The sequence below is a fragment of the Streptomyces sp. NPDC107498 genome, assembly GCF_055582805.1.
The window spans coordinates 288,680-310,855 of the sequence record NZ_JBVJPE010000004.1; the positions used below are offsets into that span (position 1 = coordinate 288,680).

Below are 22,176 nucleotides of genomic sequence, written 5' to 3' on the forward strand. Positions count from 1 at the left end.
CCTTCATATCCTGCCCCCTTCGCCCCGGTTCCGGTAGTCCTCCGTGATCTTTCACACGAGGGCGTCCCCTGTGAGCCGATGGGCGAGTGCGGTAAAGCGCCTGCCCGCCGAGACCGTACGGACCGCCTGGGCGATCGCCCGGCGGGAGCCGACCAGGACGACCAGCTTCCGGGCCCGGGTCACGGCCGTGTAGAGCAGGTTCCGCTGGAGCATCATCCAGGCGCTCATGGTGACCGGGATCACCACCGCCGGATACTCGCTGCCCTGCGAGCGGTGGATGGTGACCGCGTACGCGTGGGCGAGTTCGTCCAGCTCGTCGAAGTCGTACGGCACCTCCTCGTCCTCGTCCGTCCGCACGGTCAGCCGCTGCTCGACGGGGTCGAGGGCGGTGACGACGCCGACCGTGCCGTTGAAGACCCCGTTGGCCCCCTTCTCGTAGTTGTTCCGGATCTGGGTCACCTTGTCCCCGACCCGGAAGACCCGGCCGCCGAACCGCTTCTCCGGCAGGTCCGGACGGGCCGGGGTGATCACCTGCTGGAGCAGCCCGTTCAGCGAGCCCGCGCCCGCCGGGCCCCGGTGCATGGGGGCGAGGACCTGGACGTCCCGGCGCGGGTCCAGGCCGAACTTGGCCGGAATGCGCCGGGCCGCGACGTCCACGGCGACCCGGGCGGCGTCCTCCGTCTCCTCCTCGACGAAGAGGAAGAAGTCCGGCAGGCCCTGGGTCTGCGGCGGGGTGCCGGCGTTGATCCGGTGCGCGTTGACCACCACCCCGGACTGCTGGGCCTGCCGGAAGATCCGGGTCAGCCGCACCGCCGGCACGGGGCTGCCGGGGGAGAGCAGATCGCCGAGGACCTCGCCCGCGCCGACCGACGGCAGCTGGTCGACGTCCCCCACCAGCAGCAGGTGGGCGCCCGGCGCCACGGCCTTGACCAGCTTGTTCGCCAGGAGCAGGTCGAGCATCGAGGCCTCGTCGACGACGACCAGATCGGCGTCGAGCGGCCGGTCCCGGTCGTAGGCCGCGTCCCCGCCCGGCTTCAGCTCCAGGAGCCGGTGCACGGTGGAGGCCTCGGCGCCGGTCAGCTCGGCGAGCCGCTTGGCGGCCCGCCCGGTGGGGGCGGCGAGCACGACCTTGGCCTTCTTGGCGCGGGCCAGCTCGACGATCGAGCGGACCGTGAAGGACTTGCCGCAGCCGGGGCCGCCGGTCAGGACCGCGACCTTGCGGGTCAGGGCGAGGCGCACCGCCGCCTCCTGCTCGGGCGCGAGCGTCGCCCCGGTCCGGTCGGCGAGCCAGCTCAGCGCCTTGTCCCAGGCCACGTCCCGGAAGGCCGGCATCCGGTCCTCCTCGGTCCGCAGGAGCCGCCGGAGCTGCCCGGCGAGCGACAGCTCGGCCCGGTGGAAGGGGATCAGGTAGACGGCGGTGAGGGGCGCCCCCTCCGGGCCCGGCACCACCTCCCGCACGACGCCCTCGGGGTCCTCGGCGAGCTCGCCGAGGCACTCGATGACGAGCCCGGTGTCCACCTGCAGCAGCTTCACGGCGTCCGCGATGAGCCGCTCCTCGGGAAGGAAGCAGTGCCCCTGGTCGCTGGACTGCGACAGCGCGTACTGCAGCCCGGCCTTCACCCGGTCGGGGCTGTCGTGCGGGATGCCGACGGCCTGGGCGATCCTGTCCGCGGTGAGGAACCCGATGCCCCACACGTCGGCGGCGAGACGGTAGGGCTGGTTCCTCACGACCGAGATCGACGCGTCCCCGTACTTCTTGTAGATCCGCACGGCGATGGAGGTCGAGACGCCGACGCCCTGGAGGAAGACCATCACCTCCTTGATCGCCTTCTGCTCCTCCCAGGCCGCGGCGATGTTCCTGGTCCGCTTGGGGCCGAGCCCGGGGACCTCGATCAGGCGCGCGGGGGCCTCTTCGAGGATGTCGAGGGTGTCGAGCCCGAAGTGCTGCGTGATGCGGTCGGCGAAGACGGGCCCGATGCCCTTGATCAGCCCCGAGCCGAGATAGCGCCGGATGCCCTGGATGGTGGCGGGCAGGACGGTCGTGTAGTTGTCGACGGCGAACTGCTTGCCGTACTGCGGATGCGACCCCCAGCGGCCCTCCATCCGCAGCGACTCCCCCGGCTGCGCGCCGAGCAGCGCCCCGACCACCGTGAGGAGGTCCCCGGCGCCCCGCCCGGTGTCGACCCGGGCGACCGTGTACCCGGTCTCCTCGTTGGCGTAGGTGATCCGCTCCAGGACACCTTCGACCACTGCCGGCCCGCGACCTTCGTTGGACATGCCTCGACCGTAGCGAAACCCACCGACAACGGGTGCGGGGCCGTGGACTCCCGTCCCGGGGGCCGGCCCGGCGGCGCAGCGACGCCGGGAGTCCGGGATCGGGACCGGCGCCGGCCGGCGCCGCATGGCGGGCGCCGTGGATCTGCTGCTCCGTGCCACCGCGGTCCATCACGGCCCGGTCCTCCTGCACGGGGACGACGACTTCGCCGCGGTCGCCCGCGTGCTCAAGGAGGTCGGACGACAGGACGTGCGGTACCCGGGCGGGTGACCGCCACCGCGGCCGCACGAGGAGCCGACGCGAGCCGTCGGGTTCCGGGATGGCGTCGTTCCGCCACGCGGCGCGCTCGGCCGTTGCGTCGGTGACGGCCGCCGCGCGCACACGCTGCCGGTTCCCGGGAAGGGCGTGCGGGCGACCCCGTCAAGACGGTCACGCTTGCCACCGGATCGTCCGGATTCGCCCTTCAGGGCGTCCCCTGCCGCCGGAACGATGGGCGTGCCTTCGGGGCGGCGGTCACGACCTGGCCGTCGACGCCATCGACATGAGGGGAAGCATCGCCATGAAGTGGATCAAGAGCCTGGCCACGACGGGTGCGGCCGTGGCGCTGGTCGCCGGTCAACTGCTGGCCGGCACCGCGTCGGCCGCGCCCGCGGACGGCCGGGCGGACGGCCGGGCGGACGGCCGGGCGGACGGCCGGGCGGACGGCCTCCAGCGGAAGGTCGACGCCTATCTGGCGAGCCACCCGGGCGAACGTCAGGTCGCCGAGGGCAGGGCGACCATGCCCGGAGGGTCCGTCACCTTCTCCGCACCCGGCACCGCCGACGCCACCGCCATCAGCTGCGCCTACGGGCACCTGTGCATCCAGGACGGCAACGGCAACCGCTGGGACTACTACTACTGCGGCTACTACGACTTCTCCGGAATCGGCGACGGGTACTTCAACAACAACCAGACCTCGGGCACCGTCGCGAAGTTCTACAACCAGGACGGCAGCCTGAGGTGGACCAGCAGGGCCCCGCAGAGCGGAACGGCCTCGTGGTCGCCGGTGTGGCACATCCGTCCCTGCTGACCCGCCGGAATCCGGTGGCCCGGTGCTCCGCCCCCGCGTCGGCGGGGGCGGAGCACCGTCCGGGACGCCCGAGGACCCCTCGCCCCGCGGCGTCACACCGCCAGGAACGCCTCCACCGTCTCCTCCAGGACCTCCACGCCGTCCCTCGCCCACAGGCCGTCGTTGAAGAGCTCCACCTCGACCGGGCCCGTGTGACCGGCCTTCTCCAGCAGGGCCGACCAGGCGGACAGGTCGATCGCGCCCGTGCCCAGCTGCCCCCGGCCGTTGAGGACGCCCGCCGGGAGCGGGGTGGTCCAGTCGGCGAGCTGGAAGGAGTGGATGCGGCCCGCCGCGCCCGCGCGTTCCACCGCCGCCGGGGCCCGGTCGTCCCACCAGAGGTGGTACGTGTCGACCGTGACGCCGACCTGGGAGGCGGGGAAGCGCTCCGCGATCTCCAGGGCCTGGTCCAGCGTCGAGACCGCGCACCGGTCGGAGGCGTACATCGGGTGCAGGGGTTCGATCGCCAGGCGGACGCCCCGCTCCCCCGCGTACGGGGCGAGCGCACCGATCGCCTCCGTGATGCGGGCGCGGGCGGCGGGCAGGTCGGGGAAGGCGGGGGTGAGACCGCCCGAGACCAGGACGAGGGTGTCGGTGCCGAGCGCCACCGCCTCGTCGATCGCCGCGCGGTTGTCCGCTTCCCAGCCGTCGCTCGTGAAGAAGCCGCCCCGGCAGAGGGTGGTGACGGTCAGGCCCGCGTCCCGCACGAGGGCGGCCGCGGCCCCCACCCCGTACTCCCGCACCGGTTCGCGCCACAGGCCCACCCCCGGGACGCCGAGCCGGACGCACTCCCGCACGAGGTCGGGGAGGGCCAGCTGCTTGACCGTCATCTGGTTGAGGGAGAAGCGGTCGAGGTTCACCGGGGGACTCCGTACACGGTGAGGAGCGAGCGCATCCGGGACTCCGCGCGGGCCGGGTCCGGGAACAGGCCCAGGCCGTCGGCGAGTTCGTAGGCGCGGGCCAGGTGCGGCAGCGAGCGGGCGGACTGGAGGCCGCCGACCATCGCGAAGTGGTCCTGGTGGCCGGCCAGCCAGGCGAGGAACACCACGCCCGTCTTGTAGAAGCGGGTGGGGACCCGGAAGAGGTGCCGGGAGAGTTCGACCGTCGGGTCGAGGGTCTCGCGGAAGCCCGCCGTGTCGCCGGTGTCGAGGATCCGGACCGCCTCGGCCGCCAGCGGGCCCAGCGGGTCGAAGATGCCGAGCAGGGCGTGGCTGAAGCCCTGCTCGTCGCCCGCGATCAGCTCCGGGTAGTGGAGGTCGTCGCCCGTGTAGCAGCGGACGCCCTCCGGGAGGCGGCGGCGCAGCTCGACCTCGCGCCGGGCGTCCAGGAGCGAGACCTTGACGCCGTCGACCTTGTCGGGGTGGGCGGCGATCACGTCGAGGAAGGTCTCGGTGGCGGCGTCGAGGTCGGACGAACCCCAGTAGCCCTCCAGGGCCGGGTCGAACATCGGGCCCAGCCAGTGCAGGATCACCGGTTCGGCCGCCTGGCGCAGCAGGTGGCCGTAGAGGTCGAGGTGGTCCTCGGGGCCGGTCGCGGCGGCGGCGAGGGCGCGGGAGGCCATGAGGACGGCCCGCGCGCCCGACTCCTCGACGACGGCGAGCTGTTCCTCGTACGCCGCGCGGACCTCCGGCAGGGTGGCCGGTCCGGTCAGTTGGTCGGTGCCGACGCCGCAGACCACGCGGCCGCCCACGGCGCGGGCCTCCGCCGCCGAGCGGCGGATCAGCTCGGCCGCGCCCGCCCAGTCGAGGCCCATCCCGCGCTGGGCCGTGTCCATGGCCTCGGCGACCCCGAGGCCGTGGGACCAGAGGTGGCGGCGGAAGGCGAGGGTGGCGTCCCAGTCGACGGCGGCCGGGGAGTCGGGAGTGGTGTCGGCGTACGGGTCGGCGACGACGTGCGCGGCGGAGAAGACCGTGCGGGAGGTCGGCGGGCCGGCCGGGGAGAGCGCGAGCGGTTCGGCGCGGGGGGTGTACGCGCGCGTGGAACCGTCCGGAAGCGGCAGGCGGAGCGTCACAGGGTCACCTCCGGGACCTCCAGGCAGCGGCCCTCGGCGGCCGACCTCAGGCCCAGCTCGGCAAGCTGGACGCCGCGGGCGCCGGCGAGGAGGTCCCAGTGGTACGGCTCGTCGAGGACGACGTGCCGGAGGAACAGCTCCCACTGGACCTTGAAGCCGTTGTCGAACGCGGCGTTGTCCGGGACCTCCTGCCACTGGTCGCGGAAGGAGTGGGCGGCGGGGACGTCGGGGTTCCAGACCGGCTTGGGGGTCGTGCTCCGGTGCTGGACGCGGCAGTCGCGCAGGCCCGCGACGGCGGAGCCGTGGGTGCCGTCGACCTGGAACTCGACGAGCTCGTCGCGGTGGACGCGGACCGCCCAGGAGGAGTTGATCTGGGCGACGGCGCCGCCCTCCAGCCGGAAGATGCCGTACGCGGCGTCGTCGGCGGTGGCCTCGTAGGGCTTGCCGTGCTCGTCCCAGCGGCGCGGGACGTGGGTGGCGACCTGGGCGGTGACGGAGGTGACCCGGCCGAAGAGCTCGTGGAGCACGTACTCCCAGTGCGGGAACATGTCGACGACGATGCCGCCGCCGTCCTCCGCGCGGTAGTTCCAGCTGGGGCGCTGGGCGTCCTGCCAGTCGCCCTCGAAGACCCAGTAGCCGAACTCGCCGCGCACGGACAGGATCTCGCCGAAGAAGCCGCCGTCGACGAGGCGCTTGAGCTTGAGCAGGCCGGGGAGGAACAGCTTGTCCTGGACGACGCCGTGCTTGACGCCCTTCTCGGTGGCGAGGCGGGCGAGTTCGAGGGCGCCGGCGAGGTCGGCGGCGGTGGGCTTCTCGGTGTAGACGTGCTTGCCGGCGGCGATGGCCCGGGTGAGGGCGTCGACGCGGGCGGAGGTGACCTGGGCGTCGAAGTAGACGTCGACGCCGTCGTCGGCGAGGACGGCGTCGAGGTCGGTGGACCACTCGGTGAGGCCGTGGCGCTCGGCGAGGGCGCGCAGGGCGTGCTCGCGGCGGCCGACGAGGACGGGCTCGGGCCAGAGGGTCTCGCCGTTGCCGAGGTCGAGGCCGCCCTGTTCGCGCAGGGCGAGGATCGAGCGGACGAGGTGCTGGCGGTGGCCCATGCGCCCGGTGACGCCGTTCATGGCGATGCGGACTGTCCTGCGTGTCACGAAAGGTTCCTCTCCGAGGTGCCCGGCGCCTCGCCCCAGGGGGATAGAAAGCGCTTTCCATCGAGGATGACGCTAGCCTGCCGACATCACCGCCGACAAGGCCCTGGAGGTACGCACGCGATGACCGTCACCCTGGCGGACGTGGCCGCCCGCGCACGGGTCTCCCCCGCCACCGTCTCCCGCGTCCTGAACGGCAACTACCCGGTCGCCGCGTCGACCCGGGAGCGGGTGCTGAAGGCCGTGGACGAGCTCGACTACGTCCTCAACGGCCCCGCGAGCGCCCTCGCCGCCGCCACCTCCGACCTGGTCGGCGTCCTCGTCCACGACATCGCCGACCCGTTCTTCGGGATCATGGCGAGCGCGGCGCAGAGCGCGATCGGGGAGGGCGCCGCGGGGCGCGGCGGGGGCGAGAAGCTCGCCGTCGTCTGCAACACCGGCGGCTCCCCCGAGCGCGAGCTGACCTACCTCACCCTGCTCCAGCGGCAGCGGGCCGCGGCCGTGATCCTCATGGGCGGCTCCCCGGAGGACCCCGAGCACCTCGCGGCGACGGCCGGCAAGCTGACGAAGCTGGCGGAGGCGGGGACCCGGGTCGTGCTGTGCGGGCGGCCGCCGGTGGCCGGGGACGCGAGCGCGGCGGCCCTCGTCTTCGACAACCGCACCGGCGGGCGCCTCCTCACCGAGCACCTGCTCGGCCTCGGGCACCGGCGGATCGGCTACGCGGCGGGTCCGGCCGACCGCACCACCACCCGGCACCGCCTGGAGGGCCACCGGGAGGCCCTCGCGGCCGCGGGCGTCCCCGAGGGCCCGACGGTCCACGGGCCGTACGACCGCCGCTCCGGCCACGGGGCCGCGGCCGAGCTCCTCGCCCGCGACCCGCACCTCACGGCCGTCGTCGCGGCCAACGACACGGTGGCGCTGGGCGTCTGCGCGGCCCTGCGGGAGCGGGGGCTCTCCGTCCCCGGGGACGTGTCGGTCGCGGGCTTCGACGACCTGCCGTTCGCGGTGGACGCGGTCCCCGCCCTCACGACCGTCCGCCTCCCGCTCCACGAGGCGGGCGCCCGCGCGGGCCGCCTGGCCATGGCGGCGGAGGAGCCCCCGGCGGGCGGCGTGGAGACGGTCCCGGGCGAGCTGGTGGTCCGGGGATCGACGGACCGCCCGCGGGGCGACCGCCCGCTGTCGTGGTGACGAGCGCCCCACGGAGGGTCGCGTGCGGGATCCCGCTCTACGTGATCACCGCCCCGCCCCGGAACACCTGCACCCTCCACAGCGACCCGGCCCGCACCGGCGTCCGCGCGGACCGGGCGCAGATCCCCTTCGGCGAGGACCTCGTCCCGCCCCTCGAAGGGCGGGAGACCACCGTGAAGACCGACGGGTTCCCGCGCTCCGGGGCCTGAGTCACTCCTCCGGCACCAGGCCCGTCGCCGCGAGGACCGCGTCGACCGTCTCCTCGACCGTCTGCTCCGCGTTGTCGATCCAGACGCCCTCGCCGGAGAGTTCGGCGCGCATGGCCCCGTCCAGGAACGCCCAGTTCGTGGTCAGCTTCTTGTGGCGGGCGTTGTTGCGCTCCCAGGCCTTGTCCGGGCCGGGGGCCAGGACGACCACGTGGAGCGGGGCCGCCTTCGCGTGGGCGCGGTAGAAGTCCAGGTGGGAGCGGCGTACGACCACGTCGTCGAGGACCGGCAGGAAGCCCGCCGCGGCGAAGCTGTCCGCCAGGAGGCAGCCGTGGCGGGCGCGCAGCAGGATCTGGCGGTCCGCCTCCGGGTCGCCGTCCGGGCTCGGCCAGTGGCCGCCCCGGACGATCAGCTCCTGGAGGTGGTCGACCTCGATGTGCGCGGCCCGGGCGAAACGGGCCGCGAGGGCCGCCGCGACGGTGCTCTTGCCGCTGCCGGGGATGCCCGCCAACAGGACCGTGGCGGGGGCGGGTTCGGCGCTGTCGACGGTGACGTCCTCGAAGGTCATGCGGGCCTTTCCTCGGCGGCGGGGCGCGGAAACGATACGGCCGCGGGCGCGTCGGACGCCACGGATTTCCGTCCCGGCCCCCCTCCCGCGCCCCGTCGCGGCGCGAAGGACGTCAGCGCCACGCCCCCCACCAGCAGCGCGGCCGCGCACCAGCGGAGGGGGCTCACCCCCTCCCCCAGGAACAGCGCGGCCGAGGACATGCCGAAGACGGGGACGAGGAGCGAGAAGGGGGCGACGGAGGAGGCGGGGTGGCGGCGGAGGAGCCAGCCCCAGGCGCCGAAGCCGAAGACCGTCGTGATCCAGGCGACGTAGACGATGACGCCGGCGCCGGTCCAGTCGAGCCCCCGCAGGGCCGCGAGGTCGCGCTCGGGGCCCTCCAGGAGGAGGGAGAGGGCGAGGAGCGGCAGGACGGGCACGGTGCTGACCCAGACCATGAAGTTGAGCGCGTCGGGCGGGGCCGCCCTGCGGGTCAGGACGTTGGAGACGCCCCAGCAGGCCGCCGCGGCGATCACCAGGGCGAAGCCGGTCGCGGAGCCCGCCGCGCCCTCGTCGACGGCGGCGACGCCGATGCCGGCGAGGGCGACGGCCATGCCGGCGAGCTTGCGGCGTCCGGGGCGCTCGCCGAGGGCGGCGAAGGCGAAGAGGGCGGTGAAGACGGCCTGGACCTGGAGGACCAGGGAGGAGAGTCCGGCCGGGGCGCCGAGGTCCATGCCGGTGAAGAGGAGCCCGAACTTGGCCACGCCGAGCACGAGTCCGACGCCCACGACCCACTTCCAGGCGACCTTCGGGCGGCCGACGAGGAACACCGCCGGCAGGGCGGCGACGAGGAAGCGGAGGGCGGAGAAGAGCAGCGGCGGGAAGTGGTCGAGGCCGATCTCGATGACGACGAAGTTGACCCCCCAGACGGCGGCGACCAGGGCGGCGAGGGCGATGTGGGCGGGGGCGAGTCGGCCCGGGCCGGAACCGGCCGGAGCGGTGCGTGCGGGGTGCATGCGGTCGAGCATGACCGCCGCCGACCGTGTAGCACCAGCACGGATTCCTTCATGGTGAGATGAAGCGTTCCTTCATCGACCCCTCCGCCCAGGAGCTTCCCGTGCTGGACCTCGGCCGCCTTCGCGCCCTGCACGCCGTCGCCGTCCACGGCAGTGTCGGCGCCGCCGCCACCGCCCTCGGCTACACCCCGTCCGCGGTCTCGCAGCAGATCGCGAAGCTGGAGCGGGAGACCCGCACGACCCTGCTCGAACGCAGCGGGCGCGGCGTCCGGCTCACCGACGATGCCCATCAACTGGCCTTCACAGCACGGCAGTTGCTGGCACTCGTCGAGGAGGCGGAGGTGCGGCTCGAGGAACGGCGGGGCCGGCCCGCCGGGCGGCTCACGATCGCCTGCTTCGCGAGCGCGGCACGCGGTCTGATGCCCCGGGTGCTGGCCGAGCTCGCCCGCCTCCACCCCGAGCTCGACGCCCGCCTCTCGGAGGTGGACCCGCACCTCTCGATCGACCTGGTGGCGCGGGGCGTGATCGACCTGGCGGTGGCGCACGACTGGGACATCGCGCCGCTGCCGACGCCGCCGGGCGTCGAGCAGGTGGTCGTCGGCGACGACCCGTGCGACATCCTCGTCCACCGGGACCATCCGCTGGCGGCGCGGGAGTCGGTGCGCCGGGAGGAGCTGGCGGCGGAGCGGTGGATCTCGCAGCCGCCGGGGACGGTCTGCCACGACTGGCTCACGCGGACGCTGCGGGCGACGGGGTACGAGCCGCTGATCGTCCATCAGGCGGAGGAGAACCACACGCAGGTGGCCCTGGTGGCGGCCGGTCTGGGGATCGCCCTGGTCCCGCGCCTGGGGCGCGGGGCGCTGCCGCCGGAGGTGACGCCGGTGCGGCTCGATCCGACGCCGACGCGCCGGCTGCACGCCATGTGGCGGACCGGCGCGGCGCGGCGCCCGGCGATCCGGGAGGCGGTCCGTACGCTCCAGGAGCTCTGGCCCTCGATCGCCTCCGCGGGGTGACCGACGGCCGGGGCCGCCCGCCGATTCCTGCGCGGGTCCTTGACCTGGCAGTTACTTTCGGGCTATCCGTGACACCTTGGAAGTTTCCTTCAACCCTGCACGGCCGGAAGGAGCATCAGTGCACCACCGCGCCCCCGCCCCCTCCCGACGCACCCTCCTCACGGTGACCGCCGCAGCCGCCGCGGCGGCCGTCACCGGCACCCTCGCCCCCGCCGCCCACGCCGCCCACGCGGAGACCGGCGACCACGGACTCCGGCGGCTCATCGACCGGATGTCGCTGGAGGAGAAGGTCGGCCAGCTCTTCGTGATGCGGGTCTACGGCCACTCCGCCACCGCCCCCGACCAGGCCGACGTCGACGCCAACCTCGCCGAGATCGGCGTCCGCACCGCCGCCGAGCTGGTCGAGCGCTACCACGTGGGCGGCGTCATCTACTTCAGCTGGGCCCACAACACCCGTTCCCCGCAGCAGATCGCGGAACTCTCCGACGGCATCCAGCAGGCCGCGCTCGCCCGGTCCACCCCGATCCCGGTGCTCATCTCCACCGATCAGGAGCACGGCATCGTCTGCCGGGTCGGCAAGCCGGCCACGCTGTTGCCCGGAGCGATGGCCCTCGGCGCCGGCGGCTCGCACGCGGACGCCCGCAAGGCCGCCCAGATCGCGGGCGAGGAGCTCGCCGCCGTCGGCATCCGGCAGAACTACGCCCCCGTCGCCGACGTGAACGTCAATCCGGCCAACCCCGTCATCGGCGTCCGCTCCTTCGGCTCGGACCCGCAGGCGGTCGCCGGACTCGTCGCCGCGCAGGTCAAGGGGTACCAGCGGGCCGGGGTCGCGGCCACCTCCAAGCACTTCCCCGGCCACGGCGACACCGCCGTCGACAGCCACTACGGCCTGCCGACGATCACCCACACCCGGGAGCAGTGGGCCGCGCTCGACGCGCCGCCGTTCCGGTCGGCGATCGACGCCGGCGTCGACTCGATCATGACCGCGCACATCGTGGTCCCCGCGCTCGACCCCAGCGAGGACCCGGCGACCCTGTCCCGGCCCATCCTCACCGGCATCCTGCGCGAACAGCTCGGCTACGACGGCGTGGTGGTCACCGACTCCCTCGGCATGGAGGGCGTGCGCACCAAGTACGGCGACGAGCGCGTCCCGGTCCTCGCCCTGAAGGCCGGAGTGGACCAGCTGCTCAACCCGCCCAGGCTCGACGTGGCCTGGAACGCGGTCCTCAAGGCCGTCGGGGACGGCGAACTGACGGAGGCCCGGCTCGACGAATCGATCCTGCGGATCCTGCGGCTCAAGGCGAAGCTGGGCCTCTTCCGGAAGGCGTACACGACCCGGGCGGGCGTCGAGCGGATCGTCGGCAGCGAGACGCACCTCGCCCAGGCCGACCGGATCGCCGAGGCCACCACGACCCTGCTGCTCAACGAGGACGACTTCCTGCCGCTGAGCCCGGCCTCCCACCGCTCGGTCCTCGTCGTCGGCGCGGACCCGGCCTCGCCGTCCGGAACCACGGGTCCGCCGACGACGACGCTCGCGACGGCGCTCTCGGAGCTGGGCTTCCGCGCGACCGCGCTCTCCACCGGGACCGCCCCGACGGCCGCGAGGATCGAGGAGGCGGTGGCGGCGGCGGCCGGCAAGGACGTGGTCGTGGTGGGCACGTACAACGTCGGCGCCACCAGTCCGCAGCGGACGCTCGTCGCGCGGCTCGTCGCCACCGGGGTGCCCGTCGTGACGGTCGCGATCCGCAACCCGTACGACATCGCGCGCCTCGGCGGGGAACGGGCCTCTCTCGCGGCCTACTCCTGGACCGACGTCGAACTCCGGGCCGCCGCGCGGGTCCTGGCCGGCCGGGCGCGACCGCTCGGGCGGCTCCCGGTCCCGGTCCAGAGCGCGGAGGATCCGGGACGGGTGCTGTATCCGGTGGGCCACGGCTTGTCGTACGCACGCTGACCGCCGCCCCGCCTCCCGGTGGGTCCGCGCGCCTGCGGGGCGGTGCCCCTCCCGCCACCTTCGTGTGGGCAATCGTCCCGCAGGGCGGGACGATTGCCCACAACGGGGGGGCGCAGCCCGCAGCGGGGTGGGCGGGGGCGCCGCCCACCCCGGGGGGGGTTACGGCCTCAGGCCGTGTTCCCTCGTCGCGTCCTCGTCCACCGCCGTGTCGATGCGCGCGTCGAACCGCGCCAGCGGCCGCGCCGCCTCGACCGCCGGGGCGGGGACGCCGGCCCAGGCCAGGATGCGGGCGGTCGCGTTCTCGCGCTCGGAATCGACGAGCCCGGCGACGTTCGCACCGTGGTTCATGCCCGGCGCCACGTAGACGAAGGAGTCGCGCGCGCCCTTGCCGAGGCGGAACTTCTCGGAGCCCCACGGGTCGTTGCCGCCGTAGACGAAGAGCATGTGGTGCGCGTTCTTGCGGACCCAGTCGTCGACGTCCCGCATGACCTGCGGCTTGAACCTCATGGGGATCGAGCTCGGCACGAAGCTGCTGGCCGGCTGGTAGCCGTAGCGGCTCAGGCCGTTCAGGTGCGGCTGCTTGATGGTGGGCGAGCCGAGCTCGGTCGCCGCCTGGTAGTAGTACGGCGTGTAGTACTCCAGGCCCTGGTCGGTGTAGGCGGACCAGCCGGAGTACGCGTCGATCGTCTCGTAGACGGTGTCGTCGCTCGCGGTCGCCGCGTCCGGGATCTGGTCGCAGACGTCCTGGCCGTAGTACTGCCAGAAGCCCCACACGAAGTCGAGGACGACGGCCTCGTACGCCTTGTCGAGCGAGCCGACCGTGTTGAAGGTGGCGCTCTCGGACTCGGCCCAGGCCTTGTACTTCTTCTCCAGCGGCTCGCGGCGGACGAGCGCCTCGCGCTGCATGGCGTTCAGGCGGTCGCGGCAGTCCTTCGTGCCGACGGTCTCGAAGAACCGGTCGTAGGCCGAGTCCTCCTTGTTGACCACGTCGTTCGGGGCCACGTACGCGACGACGCCGTCCATGTCGCGCGGGTAGAAGCGCTCGTAGTACGTGGCGGTCATGCCGCCCTTGGAGGCGCCGGTGGACAGCCACTTCTGGCCGTAGACCGACTTCAGCGCCGTGTAGATGCGGTGCTGGTCGCTGGCCGCCTGCCAGATGTCGAGCTTCGACCAGTCGGCGGGCTGCGGGCGGGACGGCGTGAAGAAGCGGTACTCCATGGAGACCTGGTTGCCGTCGACGATCCGCGTCGGCTCGGTCCGGCTCGGCGTGGTGGACAGGCCGTAGCCGCTGGTGCGGAAGACGGTGGGGCGGCTCGTGTCCTTGTGGAGGATCGAGATCCGCTGCTTGAACGTGCCCGCCCACGGGCGGTGGTGGTCGATCGGCTGGACGTACTCCAGGACGAAGTAGCGGTAGCCGGCGTACGGCTTCTCCTCGATCAGGCTCATCCCGGGGATCGCCAGGATGCGGTCCTTGATGTCGGTGCTCGTGCTCTGCGAGTCGACGACGGTCGCGCTGCCGGTCTCCGTGTCCGCGGCGGTGGCCACACCGGACGACCCGACGGTGCCTATGAGCACCGAAAGCGACAGCGCCCATCTCAGCGACTTGCGCATTCACCCTCCCCTTGGTTCACAACGGTGTCGCGAACCTAGCGGGGGCAACGTGTGGACCGCCAGACCCAGTTGATCCTTACTCTTGGACTTTCCTGTACATCAGCACAGGATCCAACCCGTCGCCGTGCCCCGGCCCGCCACCGAACCGGTCGCCCGGACGCAGCGGTGGAGGGCGTGGACGGTCAGGGGGCCCGCCTGCCGGTCGAAGCGCCCGGCCCGGAGGACGGGGCGGGCGCCGCGCGGCTGGAGCGAGACGGACATCGGGCGGCGGGGGCCGGGGCGTCGGGCGACGGTGACGGCGCAGACGTACTGGCGGGTCCGGTAGAGGCGCAGTTCCCCGGTGGCGAAGGTGATCGTCCGGGTGGGCCGGCCGTGGCAGACGGAGGCGGCGTCGGCGGTCCCGCCGCCGGGCCCGGGCCCGGGGAGGAGGAGCAGCGCGAGGGCGGCGAGGAGCGGGACGAGCACACGGGCGAGGGCGCGGGCGGGTGCGGGGCGGTCGTGTCCTCCGGACCGGTCCGTGGTCATGCGTTCCCCTCCCTGGGCGAGTCGTCGTACGGCCGTACGACGCACGGCGCCCCGGAATGGTTGCCTCCGGGTGTGTCGGTCACCCGGAGGTCGTCATGACCAGCATCAGGAAGACGGCCTCCGCGGGCGCCGGCCGTCCAGGGGGGAGACGGGGGCGGCCGCGGGGGCGAGGGGGTCGTGGTCCATGCCCCGGTCCAAGCCCCCGGGACCGCGACGGGGGATCCGCCGGGCCGCTCGCCCGGCGGACCCCCCGTGCTCAGACCCGTTCCTCAGACCCGTTCCGGCTCCGTCTCCTCCGCCTCGCCGATGAAGGTGTTCCACAGCGTGGTGTACCGGCCGCCCAGGGCGAGGAGTTCGTCGTGGGTGCCGTCCTCCACGACCCGGCCGTGGTCCATGACGACCACGCGGTCGGCGCGGGCGGCCGTCGTCAGCCGGTGGGCGACGACGAGCGTGGTCCGGCGGCCCGCGAGCCGGTCGGTGGCCTGGTTGACCTGGGCCTCGGTCGCCAGGTCCAGGGCCGCCGTGGCCTCGTCCAGGAGCAGGACGTCCGGGTCGACGAGCTCGGCGCGGGCCAGGGCGATCAGCTGGCGCTGCCCGGCGGAGAGGTTCCGGCCGCGCTCGGCGACCTCGTGGAGGTAGCCGCCGTCGAGCGTGGCGATCATGTCGTGCGCGCCGACCGCGCGGGCCGCCGCCTCGACCTCGGCGTCGGTCGCCTCGGGACGGCCGTACGCGATGGCGTCGCGGATCGTCCCGGCGAAGAGGTACGCCTCCTGGGGGACGACGCCGAGCCGGTGGCGGTACGCGGTGAGGTCGAGGTCCCGCAGGTCGGTGCCGTCGGCGGTGACCCGGCCGCTCGTCGGATCGTAGAACCGGGCGACCAGCTTGACCAGCGTGGACTTCCCGGCGCCGGTCTCGCCGACGAAGGCGACGGTCTGCCCGGCGGGAATCCGCAGGTCGACCCCGGTCAGGGCCGCCTCTCCCCCGTCGGCGACGTCGTCGCCGTACGCGAACGACACGTCCTCGAAGGCGATCTCGCCGCGCAGCGAGAGCACGTCCAGGGGCGCGTCGGCGGCGGCCGTCGACGTCGGCTCCTGGAGGAGTTCCTGCATGCGCTTCAGCGAGACGGCGGCCTGCTGGTAGCCGTCGAAGACCTGCGAGAGCTGCTGCACGGGGGCGAAGAAGAGGTCGATGTAGAGGAGGTAGGCGACGAGGGCGCCGGTGGTGAGGGTGCCGGCCTCGATGCGGTTCGCGCCGACGATCATGACGGCGGCGGCCGCGGCCGAGGACAGCAGGGTCACGAAGGGGAAGTAGACCGAGATCAGCCACTGGCCCCGGACGCGCGCCCGGCGGTACTCGTCGCTGCGCTCCGCGAACCGGGCCGCGCCCGCGTGCTCGCGGCGGAAGGCCTGCACGATCCGCAGGCCGGAGACCGACTCCTGGAGGTCGGCGTTGACGACGCTGATCCGCTCGCGCGCCAGCTCGTACGCCTTCACGCTGGAGCGGCGGAAGTAGTACGTGGCGACGGCGAGGACCGGCAGGGTAGCGAAGACGACCAGGGCGAGCTGGAGGTCGAGCACGAGCAGCGCGACCATGATCCCGAAGAAGGTGACGACCGAGACGAAGGCGGTGACCAGACCGGTCTGGAGGAAGGTCGACAGGGCGTCGACGTCCGTGGTCATCCGGGTCATGATCCGGCCGGTCAGTTCGCGCTCGTAGTAGTCGAGGCCGAGCCGCTGGAGCTGGGCGAAGATCTTCAGGCGCAGCGCGTAGAGGACCCGCTCGCCGGTGCGGCCGGTCATCCGGGTCTCGGCGGTCTGCGCGACCCACTGCACGAGGACGGTGACCAGGGCGAGCGCGGAGGCCGCCCAGACGGCGCCGATCGCGAGCCGGTTCACGCCCTCGTCGATGCCGTGCCGGATCAGGACCGGGAGCAGCAGGCCCGCGCCCGCGTCGAGGGCGACCAGACCGAGGCTGATGAGCAGCGGGACGCCGAAGCCGCGCAGCAGCCGGCGCAGGCCGTACGCGTCCTCGGGCGACACGGCCCGGGCCTCGTCGACGTCGGGGGTGTCGGTGGCGGGCGGCAGGGCCTCGACGGCGGCGAGCAGCTCGGGGGTCGCCCCGGGCGCGGGGCTCTCGCGGCCGGTGGTCTCGTCCCGTACCCACAGGGTGGGGGTGATGCCCCGCTCGGCGTCGAACTCGGCGTCGAGCTCGGCCCGCAGGGTGCGGTCCTCGGGGAGTTCCGGCGGCGTGACGTGGCCGGGCGAGACGGCGCCGAGCTCCTCGGGGTCGGTGAGGAGGCGGCGGAAGAGCGGGGAACGCTCCTCCAGCTCGGCGTGGGTGCCGATGTCGGCGAGGCGGCCCCCGTCGAGGACGGCGATGCGGTCGGCGAGGCCGAGGGTGGAGCGGCGGTGCGCGATGAGCAGGGTCGTGCGGCCCGCCATCACCGACTTCAGGGCCTCGTGGATCTCGTGCTCGACCTTGGCGTCGACGGCGGAGGTGGCGTCGTCGAGGAGGAGGAGCCGGGGGTCGGTGAGGATCGCGCGGGCGAGCGCGACGCGCTGGCGCTGGCCGCCGGAGAGGGTGAGGCCGTGCTCGCCGACCTTGGTGTCGTACCCGTCCGGGAGCTCGGTGATGAAACGGTCCGCCTGGGCGGCGCGGGCGGCGGTCTCGATCTGCTCGCGGGTGGCGTCGGGGACGCCGTACGCGATGTTCGCCGCGACGGTGTCGGAGAAGAGGAAGGAGTCCTCGGGGACCAGGCCGACGGCGGCGCGCAGGGAGTCGAGGGTGAGCTCGCGGACGTCGTGGCCGCCGACGAGGACGGCGCCGTGGGTGACGTCGTAGAAGCGGGGCAGGAGGAGCGAGACGGTCGACTTCCCGGAGCCGGAGGCGCCGACGACGGCGACGGTCTCGCCGGACCGGATCTCCAGGGAGAACCCGTCGAGGACGGGCCGCCCGTTCTCGTAGGCGAAGCCGACGTCGTCGAACTCGACGGTGGCGGGCGCGTCCGCCGGAAGCTCCTTGGTCCCGTCCTCGATCACCGGCTCGGTGTCGATGAGGTCGTAGACCCGCTCGACGCCGGCGCGGGCCTGCTGGCCGACGGTGAGGACCACGGCGAGCATGCGGACCGGGCCGACGAGGGAGGCCAGGTAGGCGGAGAAGGCGACGAAGGTGCCGAGGGTGATCTGGTGCCGGTAGGCGAGCCAGCCGCCGAGCGCGAGGACCGCGACCTGGCCGAGGGAGGGCACGGCCTGGAGGGCGGGGGTGTACCTGGCGTTCAGCCGGATCGTCCGCAGCCGGCCGGCGAAGAGCTTCCGTCCGGCCTCGCGGATCTTGCCGGTCTCCTGGTCCTCCTGGCCGAAGCCCTTCACGACCCGGACGCCGGTCACGGCCCCGTCGACGACGCCGGCGACGACGGCCGCCTGCTGCTGCGCGTGCCAGGTGGCGGGGTGGAGGCGGGTGCGGCTGCGCTTGGCGATCCACCAGAGGGCGGGGGCGACGGCGAGCGCGACGAGGGTGAGCGGGATCGACAGGTAGGCCATGACGGCCAGCGAGATGAGGAACAGCAGCACGTTCCCGATGGTCATCGGGAGCATGAAGAGGAGGCCCTGGATCAGCTGGAGGTCGCTGGTGGCCCGTCCGACGACCTGCCCGGTGGACAGCTCGTCCTGCCGCCGCCCGTCGAGCCGGGTGATCGTGGCGTACATGTCGGTGCGCAGGTCGTGCTGGACGTCGAGGGCGAGCCGTCCGCCGTAGTAGCGGCGGACGTAGGTGAGGAGGTAGACGAGGACGGCGGCGCCGACGAGCAGCCCCGTCCAGACGCCGAGGCTCCGGGTCTTCGTCCCGATGACGTCGTCGATGATCACCTTGGTGATGAGCGGCGCGAGGGCGAGCACGGCCATGCCCGCCAGTGAGGAGCCCAGGGCGAGCAACGTGTTCGTCCTGTACCGCCACGCGTACCCGGCCAGCCTGCGCGCCCAGCCCCGCTGTTTCTCCCCGACCGCCACGAGGGCCTCCCGTTCGTCCTGCTCTACCGGAAGGCCCAACACGGCCGACGTGCGATTTCATCCCGCCGCAACAATCGCCGTCGGAGCGGGTAGGGAGTCCTCGGGCCGCCGGGCGGGCGGTGCCGTGGGCGGAGGGGAAGGGGAGGCCCGTGGGGAAGGTCGAGGACGGCAGGCCGTACCGGTGGGGGCGGCTGTACGCGGGGCTGCGGGCGGTGCGGGGGTTCGCGTCGGCCGGCCGGGTGGCCCCGGTGACGGCCCGGGAGCTGAAGGACACGACGGGCAGGCCCCGGGCGGTCTTCGAGGGCTACCTGCGGACGACGGGCCTCGACGTGCTGGCCGCCCGGGAGCGGGGCGGGGCCGTCGCCGAGGCGGCGGCGGACGCCTTCGCCGACGTGGCCCGGCTGCTGCCCCCGGGGGTCATGAGCCGCGGGAACCTCACCCTGGCGGAGGCGGAGCACTTCCGCCAGGGGTACGAGGCACAGCTCGCCGCGTACCGGAAGGCCTGGGAGGGGCTCGTCGACTGAGCGGGGGCCGGCGGGCGCACTGCCCGCCCCCGCGGTCGGGCGGGGGCCTGACCCCTCGGACCGGGGAGGCCCCCGACCCCACGAGCCGGGAGGGACGTCCGACCCTACGGGCCGGCGGGCGCCCCGCCCGGCCCCCACGGCCGGGCGGGTCGCCTGACCCCACGGGGCGGGAGGGACGTCCGATCCCACGGGCCGGGCGGGCCCCCCGCGCCCGTCACAGGTGCGGCGGGCCCCCCGCCTCCGTCACAGGTGCGTCGGTTCGAACATCCTCAGGAGGGCCGGGAGGACCACCACCGACGGGCCCGGGGCGGCGAGGGCCTTCGCGAGGTCCGCCGCCAGGGTCTCCGGGGTCGTCAGGACAGCGGGGACGCCGAAGGACTCGGAGAGGGCGACGAAGTCCGGGCGGGTGAGCTCGGTGGCCGTGGCCTCGCCGAACGCGCCCGTCATGTACTCCCGCAGGATCCCGTAGCCGCCGTCGTCGACGATCAGCCAGGTCACGTCGAGGCCGTACTGCTTCGCCGTCGCCAGCTCCGCGATCGAGTACATCGCGCCGCCGTCGCCGGAGACCGCGAGGACCGGCTGGGACGGGTCGGCGGCGGCCGCGCCGAGGGCGGCGGGGAAGCCGTAGCCGAGGCCGCCCGCACCCTGGGCGGAGTGCATCGTGTTCGGGTGCCGCGCGTCGAAGGCCGACCACGCCCAGTACGCCAGGATCGTCATGTCCCAGAAGCTCGGGGCCCGGTCCGGGAGCGCCTCCCGGACCGCCGCGACGACCCGCTGCTCCAGGCCGAGGTCCTGGGCCGCGATCCGGTCCCGGACCTTGGCGAGGACGGCGGCGACCCGCTCGGGGGCGGTCGGGTCCGTGCGCTCCTCGACCGTCTCCAGGAGCGCCTGGAGCGCGAGGCGGGCGTCCGCGTGGATGCCGAGCGCCGGGTGGTTGGACTCCAGCTTGCCCGCGTCGGCCTCGATCTGGATCACCCGGCCGCGCGGGGCGAACGTGTGGTAGTTCGAGGACAGCTCGCCGAGGCCCGAGCCGACGACGAGGAGGACGTCGGCGTCCTCCAGGAAGTCCGTGGTGTGCCGGTCCTCCAGCCAGGACTGCAGCGAGAGCGGGTGCTCCCAGGGGAAGGCGCCCTTGCCGCCGAAGGTGGTGACGACGGGGACGTCGAGCCGCTCCGCGAGCGCGAGGAGCTTGCCGGAGGCGTCGGAGCGGACGACCCCGCCGCCCGCGATGATCGCGGGCCGCTCGGCGTTCGCCAGGAGGTGCGCGGCGACCGCCGTCAGCTCGGGGCGCGGGACGACCTCCTCGGGCGTCGCGTCCATGGCGGTGACCACCGGCAGGCTCGTTTCGGCGAGGAGCACGTCCTGCGGGATCTCCACCCAGACCGGCCCGTGCGGGGCGGTGAGCGCCGACTCCCAGGCCGCCGCGATCGCGGAGGGGATCTGGGACTGCGTGCGGACCGTGTGGACGGACTTCACGACGTCCCGGAAGGAGGCCTGCTGGTCGCGCAGCTCGTGGAGGTAGCCGTGCCGGCCGCCGCCGAGCCCGGCCGCCGGGACCTGGCTGCCGATAGCGAGGACGGGGGCGGAGGCGGCGGCCGCCTCCTGGAGCGCGGCGAGCGACATGAGCGCGCCGGGGCCGGTGGAGAGCAGCAGCGGGGCGGCCTCGCCGGTGATCCGGCCGTACGCGTCGGCGGCGAAGCCGGCGTTGTTCTCGACGCGGAGGCCGACGTAGCGGAGGTCGGAGCGGCGCAGGGCGTCGAACATGCCGAGGGCGTGCTGGCCGGGGAGGCCGAAGACGGTGGTGGCGCCGAGGCCGGTGAGGGTCTCGACGACCAGGTCGCCGCCGTTGCGCCCGGAGGGCGGGGCGAGGGCGGCGGCGGTCTGTGCGGGGGTGGGCCGCAGCACGAGGTCGTGGTCGTGGGTCATGGGATCCCTTGGCTCGGTGGTCGGGTGCGGCCCGGCGGGCGGGTCGTGCCCACCCGTTCCGCCCCGGCGGAACGGGTGCCCACGACCCACCGACGATGGTCCTACTTCGCGGCGCGCCCCGCGGCGATCTGACGGGACATGATCGTCGTCAGCTCGTAGGCCGTGTGGGAGGCGGCGACCGCGGTGATCTCGGCGTGGTCGTAGGCCGGGGCGACCTCGACGACGTCGGCGGAGACCAGGTTGCAGGAGGAGAGGCCGCGGAGGATCTCCAGGAGCTCGCGGGAGGTCATGCCGCCGGCCTCGGGGGTGCCGGTGCCGGGGGCGTGGGCCGGGTCGAGGCAGTCGATGTCGATGGAGATGTACAGCGGGCGGTCGCCGATGCGCTGGCGCAGCTGGTCGGCGACCTCGTCGGCGCCGCGGCGGTAGACGTCGGAGGAGGTGACGATGCCGAAGCCGAGCTTCTCGTCGTCGGTGAGGTCCTGCTTGCCGTAGAGCGGGCCGCGGGTGCCGACGTGGGAGAGGGCGGAGGTGTCGAGGATGCCCTCCTCGACGGCGCGGCGGAACGGGGTGCCGTGGGTGTACTCGGCGCCGAAGTAGGTGTCCCAGGTGTCGAGGTGCGCGTCGAAGTGGAGCAGGGCGACGGGGCCGTGCTTCTTGGCGACGGAGCGCAGCAGCGGCAGGGCGATGGTGTGGTCGCCGCCGAGGGTCATCATGCGGGCGCCGGTGCCGAGGAGGTCGTCGGCGGCGGCCTCGATGGTCTCGACGGCCTCGTTGATGTTGAACGGGTTGGCGGCGATGTCACCGGCGTCCGCGACCTGGGCGAGGGCGAAGGGGGAGGCGTCCTGCGCGGGGTTGTAGGGGCGCAGCAGGCGGGAGGCCTCGCGGATGGCGTTGCCGCCGAAGCGGGCGCCGGGGCGGTAGGAGACGCCGGTGTCGAAGGGGACGCCGACCACGGCGACGTCGGCGGTGCCGACCTCGTCGAGGCGCGGCAGGCGGGCGAACGTCGCGGGACCGGCGTACCGCGGGATGCGGGACGAGTCGATCGGGCCGCGGAAGGCGTTCTGGTCGCTGCTGCTCATGGTCGGGGTCCTCCTGGGTGGTCGGGGTGTCGTCCGGGCGGGTCCCGCCCGGT

18 protein-coding genes are annotated in these 22,176 nt (G+C 73.9%); 7 read left to right on the plus strand and 11 right to left on the minus strand.

What is annotated here, in order from left to right; all coding sequences use genetic code 11:
• Positions 1-51 precede the first annotated feature (51 nt).
• Positions 52-2,277: an SF1B family DNA helicase RecD2 gene (gene recD2 / locus ACZ66Z_RS09565; RefSeq protein WP_469933413.1), complete on the minus strand. Its 2,226-nt coding sequence runs from the start codon at positions 2,275-2,277 to the stop codon at positions 52-54.
• A 136-nt stretch (positions 2,278-2,413) separates the two neighbouring features.
• Here recD2 and ACZ66Z_RS09570 point away from each other — a divergent pair, with 136 nt between their 5' ends.
• Positions 2,414-2,545 carry a hypothetical protein gene (locus ACZ66Z_RS09570; RefSeq protein ID WP_469933414.1) on the plus strand — a complete coding sequence of 44 codons (132 nt, stop codon included), beginning with the start codon at positions 2,414-2,416 and terminating at the stop codon, positions 2,543-2,545.
• Between the two features lie 289 nt (positions 2,546-2,834).
• Positions 2,835-3,344 carry a hypothetical protein gene (locus ACZ66Z_RS09575; RefSeq protein WP_469933415.1) on the plus strand — a complete coding sequence of 170 codons (510 nt, stop codon included), beginning with the start codon at positions 2,835-2,837 and terminating at the stop codon, positions 3,342-3,344.
• A gap of 92 nt (positions 3,345-3,436) precedes the next feature.
• Here ACZ66Z_RS09575 and ACZ66Z_RS09580 read toward each other — a convergent pair whose 3' ends face one another.
• Genes ACZ66Z_RS09580 through ACZ66Z_RS09590 form a run of 3 tightly spaced genes read right to left on the minus strand, consistent with a single transcriptional unit; the run spans position 3,437 to position 6,539 of the window.
• On the minus strand, positions 3,437-4,210 hold the full coding sequence (locus ACZ66Z_RS09580; RefSeq protein WP_469933561.1) for a sugar phosphate isomerase/epimerase family protein: 774 nt from the start codon (positions 4,208-4,210) through the stop codon (positions 3,437-3,439).
• A 26-nt stretch (positions 4,211-4,236) separates the two neighbouring features.
• Complete coding sequence (locus ACZ66Z_RS09585) at positions 4,237-5,391, minus strand: dihydrodipicolinate synthase family protein (RefSeq protein ID WP_469933416.1); 1,155 nt, start codon at positions 5,389-5,391, stop codon at positions 4,237-4,239.
• On the minus strand, positions 5,388-6,539 hold the full coding sequence (locus tag ACZ66Z_RS09590) for a Gfo/Idh/MocA family protein (RefSeq protein WP_469933417.1): 1,152 nt from the start codon (positions 6,537-6,539) through the stop codon (positions 5,388-5,390). Before ACZ66Z_RS09590 ends, ACZ66Z_RS09585 begins: the two co-directional genes overlap by 4 nt.
• 120 nt (positions 6,540-6,659) lie before the next feature.
• Here ACZ66Z_RS09590 and ACZ66Z_RS09595 point away from each other — a divergent pair, with 120 nt between their 5' ends.
• Both ACZ66Z_RS09595 and ACZ66Z_RS09600 read left to right on the plus strand, forming a co-directional pair.
• Positions 6,660-7,724 carry a LacI family DNA-binding transcriptional regulator gene (locus ACZ66Z_RS09595; protein WP_469933418.1) on the plus strand — a complete coding sequence of 355 codons (1,065 nt, stop codon included), beginning with the start codon at positions 6,660-6,662 and terminating at the stop codon, positions 7,722-7,724.
• Complete coding sequence (locus ACZ66Z_RS09600) at positions 7,721-7,933, plus strand: hypothetical protein (protein WP_469933419.1); 213 nt, start codon at positions 7,721-7,723, stop codon at positions 7,931-7,933. The genes ACZ66Z_RS09595 and ACZ66Z_RS09600 overlap by 4 nt, the downstream gene beginning before the upstream one ends.
• Before the next feature lies 1 nt (position 7,934).
• On the opposite strand, the gene ACZ66Z_RS09605 is transcribed toward ACZ66Z_RS09600, so the two are convergent.
• Together ACZ66Z_RS09605 and ACZ66Z_RS09610 are read right to left on the minus strand one after the other, a co-directional pair.
• Positions 7,935-8,498 carry an AAA family ATPase gene (locus ACZ66Z_RS09605; RefSeq protein ID WP_469933420.1) on the minus strand — a complete coding sequence of 188 codons (564 nt, stop codon included), beginning with the start codon at positions 8,496-8,498 and terminating at the stop codon, positions 7,935-7,937.
• Positions 8,495-9,490 carry an EamA family transporter gene (locus tag ACZ66Z_RS09610; protein WP_469933421.1) on the minus strand — a complete coding sequence of 332 codons (996 nt, stop codon included), beginning with the start codon at positions 9,488-9,490 and terminating at the stop codon, positions 8,495-8,497. The genes ACZ66Z_RS09605 and ACZ66Z_RS09610 overlap by 4 nt, the downstream gene beginning before the upstream one ends.
• A gap of 101 nt (positions 9,491-9,591) precedes the next feature.
• Here ACZ66Z_RS09610 and ACZ66Z_RS09615 point away from each other — a divergent pair, with 101 nt between their 5' ends.
• Both ACZ66Z_RS09615 and ACZ66Z_RS09620 read left to right on the plus strand, forming a co-directional pair.
• The gene (locus ACZ66Z_RS09615; protein WP_469933562.1) at positions 9,592-10,503 is read left to right on the plus strand and encodes a LysR substrate-binding domain-containing protein; all 912 of its coding nucleotides are present in this window, start codon (positions 9,592-9,594) and stop codon (positions 10,501-10,503) included.
• Between the two features lie 118 nt (positions 10,504-10,621).
• On the plus strand, positions 10,622-12,454 hold the full coding sequence (locus ACZ66Z_RS09620) for a glycoside hydrolase family 3 protein (protein ID WP_469933422.1): 1,833 nt from the start codon (positions 10,622-10,624) through the stop codon (positions 12,452-12,454).
• Positions 12,455-12,613: 159 nt separating this feature from the next.
• On the opposite strand, the gene ACZ66Z_RS09625 is transcribed toward ACZ66Z_RS09620, so the two are convergent.
• From ACZ66Z_RS09625 to ACZ66Z_RS09635, 3 genes are all read right to left on the minus strand, one after another.
• A complete protein-coding gene (locus tag ACZ66Z_RS09625) occupies positions 12,614-14,065 on the minus strand; it encodes an aminopeptidase (protein WP_469933423.1) in 1,452 nt (483 codons plus the stop codon).
• 99 nt (positions 14,066-14,164) lie between these two features.
• Positions 14,165-14,590 (minus strand): hypothetical protein, encoded by a 426-nt coding sequence (locus ACZ66Z_RS09630; protein WP_469933424.1) that lies wholly within the window; start codon positions 14,588-14,590, stop codon positions 14,165-14,167.
• A gap of 269 nt (positions 14,591-14,859) precedes the next feature.
• Positions 14,860-18,594: an ABC transporter ATP-binding protein gene (locus ACZ66Z_RS09635; protein ID WP_469933425.1), complete on the minus strand. Its 3,735-nt coding sequence runs from the start codon at positions 18,592-18,594 to the stop codon at positions 14,860-14,862.
• 149 nt (positions 18,595-18,743) lie between these two features.
• Here ACZ66Z_RS09635 and ACZ66Z_RS09640 point away from each other — a divergent pair, with 149 nt between their 5' ends.
• On the plus strand, positions 18,744-19,118 hold the full coding sequence (locus ACZ66Z_RS09640; protein WP_469933426.1) for a hypothetical protein: 375 nt from the start codon (positions 18,744-18,746) through the stop codon (positions 19,116-19,118).
• 243 nt (positions 19,119-19,361) lie between these two features.
• Here ACZ66Z_RS09640 and ACZ66Z_RS09645 read toward each other — a convergent pair whose 3' ends face one another.
• Both ACZ66Z_RS09645 and speB read right to left on the minus strand, forming a co-directional pair.
• Entirely contained in the window at positions 19,362-21,044 is a 1,683-nt protein-coding gene (locus ACZ66Z_RS09645; protein WP_469933427.1) for a thiamine pyrophosphate-binding protein, read from the minus strand.
• 101 nt (positions 21,045-21,145) lie between these two features.
• Positions 21,146-22,123, minus strand: coding sequence for an agmatinase (speB, locus tag ACZ66Z_RS09650; RefSeq protein ID WP_469933428.1), 978 nt, complete (start codon positions 22,121-22,123; stop codon positions 21,146-21,148).
• Between the last annotated feature and the right edge of the window lie 53 nt (positions 22,124-22,176).